The following is a 4,345-nucleotide window of genomic DNA, read 5'->3' as shown; positions in this document are numbered from 1 at the left end:
AAAACAGTCTGCACAGGAAGCCGGAAAGTACAACACTCACGGCACACGCGCAGCCCTTAACTGACGACACGCCGTAGCAATCAACGGTTGGTATAAGGTTGCCATGATTTACAAACGAACCGGTAATATCCGAGCCGTGCAGATCCTGCTGGGTCATTCAAAACTGGATAGTACGGTTCGATACCTTGGGGTGGATGTCGAGGACGCTCTGGCTCTGTCGGAAGCCACGGATCTCTGAAACAAACATGCCTCAGGAATTCTCTACCTCCTCTCTATGTGTACATGTTATGATGACACATGGGGAGGAGACCATGAGCCAGCATCTTTCAGATAACGCACCATTGCCACAGAAAATCGGTGTTCGGGAGTTCCGGGGAAACCTGACAGCGTATCTGCGTCAGGTCAGGCAGGGCAGTACGATCTTGGTGACGTCTCATGACCAGGTCGTAGCCGAACTGCGGCCGCCAGCCTCTTCCTATCGCCTCCGTCGTCAACCCGGCGCATTGCGCGGACGGATCAGAATAAGCGAAGATTTTGATGAGACACCGACGGACCTTCTTGAAAGCATGGAACGCGACCTGTGAAGGTTCTGCTTGATACGCATGCGTTGCTGTGGTGGCTTTCGGACTCCGACCGGCTGGGTGAGACTGCACGGGAAATCATTGCAGACCCGGTTCACGATATTCTGGTGAGTATCGTGTCACTCTGGGAAATTGCGATCAAAATCCGTATCGGAAAGCTGGATGCGGATATGAACGATATTCTGGCAGCCATTCCTGAAGAAGGTTTCTCTCTATTACAAATACAGCCCGAACACCTGCAGATCCTGATGTCTTTGCCTCTGCATCATCGTGATCCGTTTGACCATCTCCTTATGGCGCAGGCGCAAGCTGAACACGCCACATTTCTTTCGGAAGACGGACAAATGGATCATTACCCCATCAAGAGAATACGCTGTTCGTGAAGCAGAAACTGCCGTCAGAACACGCCTCATATTTGACATACACCCCGACGAACAGCTTTCCGCATAACGGACAGGAGCCGCACGATCTCTTGCAGGCGGGTTGGGCCGATAGTGAGATTTATAATTTTAAGGTAAAATCGGGGAGATAAGCACGCGTTTCCTTAAGGCGATGCTGTTTGCCGAATCACCAAGCCTCACAGGCATGTCTCATTATTGCTTATATACGCAGAATGATGCGAAAAATCAATCAGACCGCTTTTTGAGTCAGGCTCTCGGGTAAACATGGTGTTTGCCGTTCCGCCGCAGAAAAATAGTGAAAGTCGTCGCATTTATGAACGCTGACAATCTGACAGGGCTTATCGGATATCTGAAGCAGGATCAGTGGCAATCCTGCTTTGAAGAGGTGTTGGGTGAGCATTTGGGACCGGCTTTAGAGGCGGCGGATATCAGCTTCGAAGACCTGGAAGATATCCTAGGGCAGGGTGCGGCGATGTCACTCTGGGGCTGTGCCTTCGAAGATTTCTTGGGACAGGAATGGGATAACGAAAATTTCGTTGAAGTCTATCTGAAACGACGGGGCTGGAAAGAAGGTCCACGTAAAAGTGCTTATATGCGGGGCCTCAAAGAGGCCGTCATGAGCCTGTATGAGGTTTCGCAGATCGTGCCGGGTCAAAGCATGATGGTGCGTGACCTGTTGCGGGGTGGTGACCCTGTTCTGGTTCATGAACGCTCAGCCACACAGTCCTTGAAGCCTTGGGCGCGCATCGCGGCACGCCTTGTTCCCGAAGACGGTAAAATGGTTTTGGCAGGGAGTCTGTTGGCATATTCGCCGCAGGCTTGCGAAGATCTGGCTGAGAATTTGCGCGATGTTCTCAAGCGTAAGCGAGGTCAGGCTGAGTTTCCAAAGATCAAAACAGAGGTGCTCCGCGATCTGGCTCCGGTCTTTACGCTGACCTGGCTCTTTAGAACCATGGAAAACATGGTGAGCGCCTCCGAGCCACCCGTTCTGTTTAACGGCGATGGCGAAGACCTGGTCTTTCATGACGTGTGTTTTCCTCTCAACAAGGGAAGCACCCAGAAGAGCATTGCCGAGGTTTTGAAGACGATACCCTGTTTGCAGCATGCGGGGCGCATGATCTGGAATTGGACGCGTCAGGCGGGTGATCATGTTCCTGTGGTCCATTCTAAGGCAGGAGACAGCAAAGCTCAGTTTTTGAGCACCACGTTGGATGATGGTGGTCTTGTTCTGGGGAACTTGGAACTGAAAGGCCGTCAGCTGAGATTGCAGGTCAATTCAGAAACGCGGGCTGAGCAAGGCACGGCTTTACTTCGCAACGCCTTGGGAAGTCTGGTTGGATCTCCTCTGACACAGATTATGACCGCCGAGCAGGCTATAGAAGAGCAGCGGACCTCTGGCCGAGGGGACGTGCTTGAAGACGAGATCCCGCTCGAAGAAGAAGCGGAAATTTTGGCTGCTGTTCTGGAGCAGCATTATCGCCGTGTTCTGGATGAGGTTGTTCCGGGGCTTGGGCATGTCACGCCGAGGCAGGCTGTTAAAACAGCGGCGGGGAAGAAGAAAGTCGCGGCCTGGTTGAAGCAGATTGAAGCCACGACAGCAGGCCTGGGGCGTGAGGGGGCAGGAGCCTCTTTCAGCTTTGACTGGATGTGGGAAGAGTTGGGTATCAAGGGGCTGCGGAAGTGACAGGGAGCGCTGCTCAAAAACGCAACCAGTCGGACCAAAGTTGTGTTTTAGGTCGCCACTCTATGAGTCGCACGCGCCTCGTTTTAGGTGGGATAGTCGCGGCGTTGTTGTGCATGCCCATACCCAGTCATGCCGCTTCGTCTCGCTGTGATCCTGTTACCTATGGTGCACGGCATGATGGCCGCACCAATGACGGTCCGGCCATTCAACGTGCCATTACAGCCTGTAGCGAGGCAGGCGGTGGCGTGGTATTGTTGACGTCAGGAACATGGTTGAGCGGGCCTTTATCTCTCAAAAACCATGTCACGCTGAATCTGGAGAAGGGAAGTACCCTTCTGGGGAGTTCGGATACTCGTCTATTCCACTGGGCCTTTCTGGGGAAAGCAGCGCAGCCCGGTGAAGCCCTTGTTTCTGCGATTGATGTTCAGGACGTGGCTATAACCGGTCAGGGCCATATTGATGGGAATGGTGCCGCTGTCTGGTGGCCTCAAGCCGTGCAGGCGCACAAGACGCAGACCTCAGGCCCTTTACCTTACGGGCCAGATTATCCAGGAGTTCCTGCTGCGAATGGTCTGCCACGTCCCTGGTTGATTGAGTTCTCGCATGTGCGGCATGGACGGATCTCAGGCGTTACGGCGACCAATTCTCCGATGTGGACGGTCGTTGTAAGGGAGTCCAGCCAGATCAAGATCGATCATCTCACGATCCGCAACCCGGCCTCGTCTCGGAATACCGATGGTATTGATCTTGTCTCCTCGGATCATGTCACGATGAGCACTCTCGATATTGCGACAGGGGATGACAATATCGCCATCAAGTCCGGTTTGAGGCAACCGGGACGAGCCGTGAGTGATATTAGCATTACACAGTCTCGCTTTGGCGAAGGGCACGGTCTGTCTATTGGCAGTGAACTGGCCAATGGGGCCCATCATATCAGAATTTCTAACGTCTCATTTCAGAACACGCTGTCCGGGCTGCGGATTAAGTCTGGACGAGATCGTGGGGAAGATATTGGCTGGATTAGCGCGGAACATGTGATGATGAATCATGTCCGCGCTCCGCTGTCGATCAGTGATTATTATACAGGGCAGCCCGGTGGAACCCAGAAGACTGTCTCAATGACCGATCCCGCTGCTCCGGTAACGTCAACAACCCCGCATATTCACGATGTCACCATTACCGATCTGACGGCGAAAAATGCGGAGACTGCGGGGGTTGTGTTGGGATTGCCCGAAGCGCCGATTGAGGGACTGACTTTGAGAAATATTCGACTATCGGCCCGGAAGGGGCTTCAGTTTAGTCATGTTAGCGGACGGGCCTCTGAAAGTACGTTTGCAGTCCAGACGGCTCCAGTTCTTCAGTGTGGATCTGCTGTGCATATTGACGGATCAGATCTGCGCTGCCCAGATAAGAGAAGCGTTCATGAATGAGTTTTTGCTCGTCATGATTGACCGTCTGTCGACGCAAAACAAAACAACACAAAACAGACAGGCGGCCGTCGCCCTCATTGCGGTCGTTCCCAGACTGATTTTGAGTTCGTGAGAGAGGTCCTTTGTTCATTTCCATTGGGACCATGCTGAACCGCCCTGGGATTGGCGGAGATGTTGATTTTCGTTGAGAACTGACCCGGGATTTTCATGAGCAATTGACCCGGCCTGATTGTGTATGTCTCCTGTTTT

At 53.0% G+C, this 4,345-nt stretch carries 4 protein-coding genes and 1 pseudogene; all 5 read left to right on the top strand.

Annotation, left to right across the window (positions count from 1 at the left end; genetic code table 11):
- Positions 1 to 94: 94 nt before the first annotated feature.
- Positions 95 to 238 (top strand): annotated as a pseudogene (locus LOC54_RS11450) (integrase); the annotation flags it as partial.
- A gap of 7 nt (positions 239 to 245) precedes the next feature.
- Entirely contained in the window at positions 246 to 584 is a 339-nt protein-coding gene (locus tag LOC54_RS11445) for a prevent-host-death protein (RefSeq protein ID WP_279313923.1), read from the top strand.
- Positions 581 to 964, top strand: coding sequence for a type II toxin-antitoxin system VapC family toxin (locus tag LOC54_RS11440; protein WP_006560236.1), 384 nt, complete (start codon positions 581 to 583; stop codon positions 962 to 964). Before LOC54_RS11445 ends, LOC54_RS11440 begins: the two co-directional genes overlap by 4 nt.
- A 331-nt stretch (positions 965 to 1,295) precedes the next feature.
- A complete protein-coding gene (locus LOC54_RS11435; RefSeq protein WP_279313922.1) occupies positions 1,296 to 2,666 on the top strand; it encodes a hypothetical protein in 1,371 nt (456 codons plus the stop codon).
- A 113-nt stretch (positions 2,667 to 2,779) separates the two neighbouring features.
- Positions 2,780 to 4,096, top strand: coding sequence for a glycoside hydrolase family 28 protein (locus LOC54_RS11430; RefSeq protein ID WP_279313921.1), 1,317 nt, complete (start codon positions 2,780 to 2,782; stop codon positions 4,094 to 4,096).
- Positions 4,097 to 4,345 lie beyond the last annotated feature (249 nt).

Source organism: Acetobacter sp. AN02, from assembly GCF_029759835.1.
In the GTDB taxonomy this organism is placed as follows: Bacteria; Pseudomonadota; Alphaproteobacteria; order Acetobacterales; family Acetobacteraceae; genus Acetobacter.
This window is presented reverse-complemented; position numbering and strand designations above follow the sequence as displayed.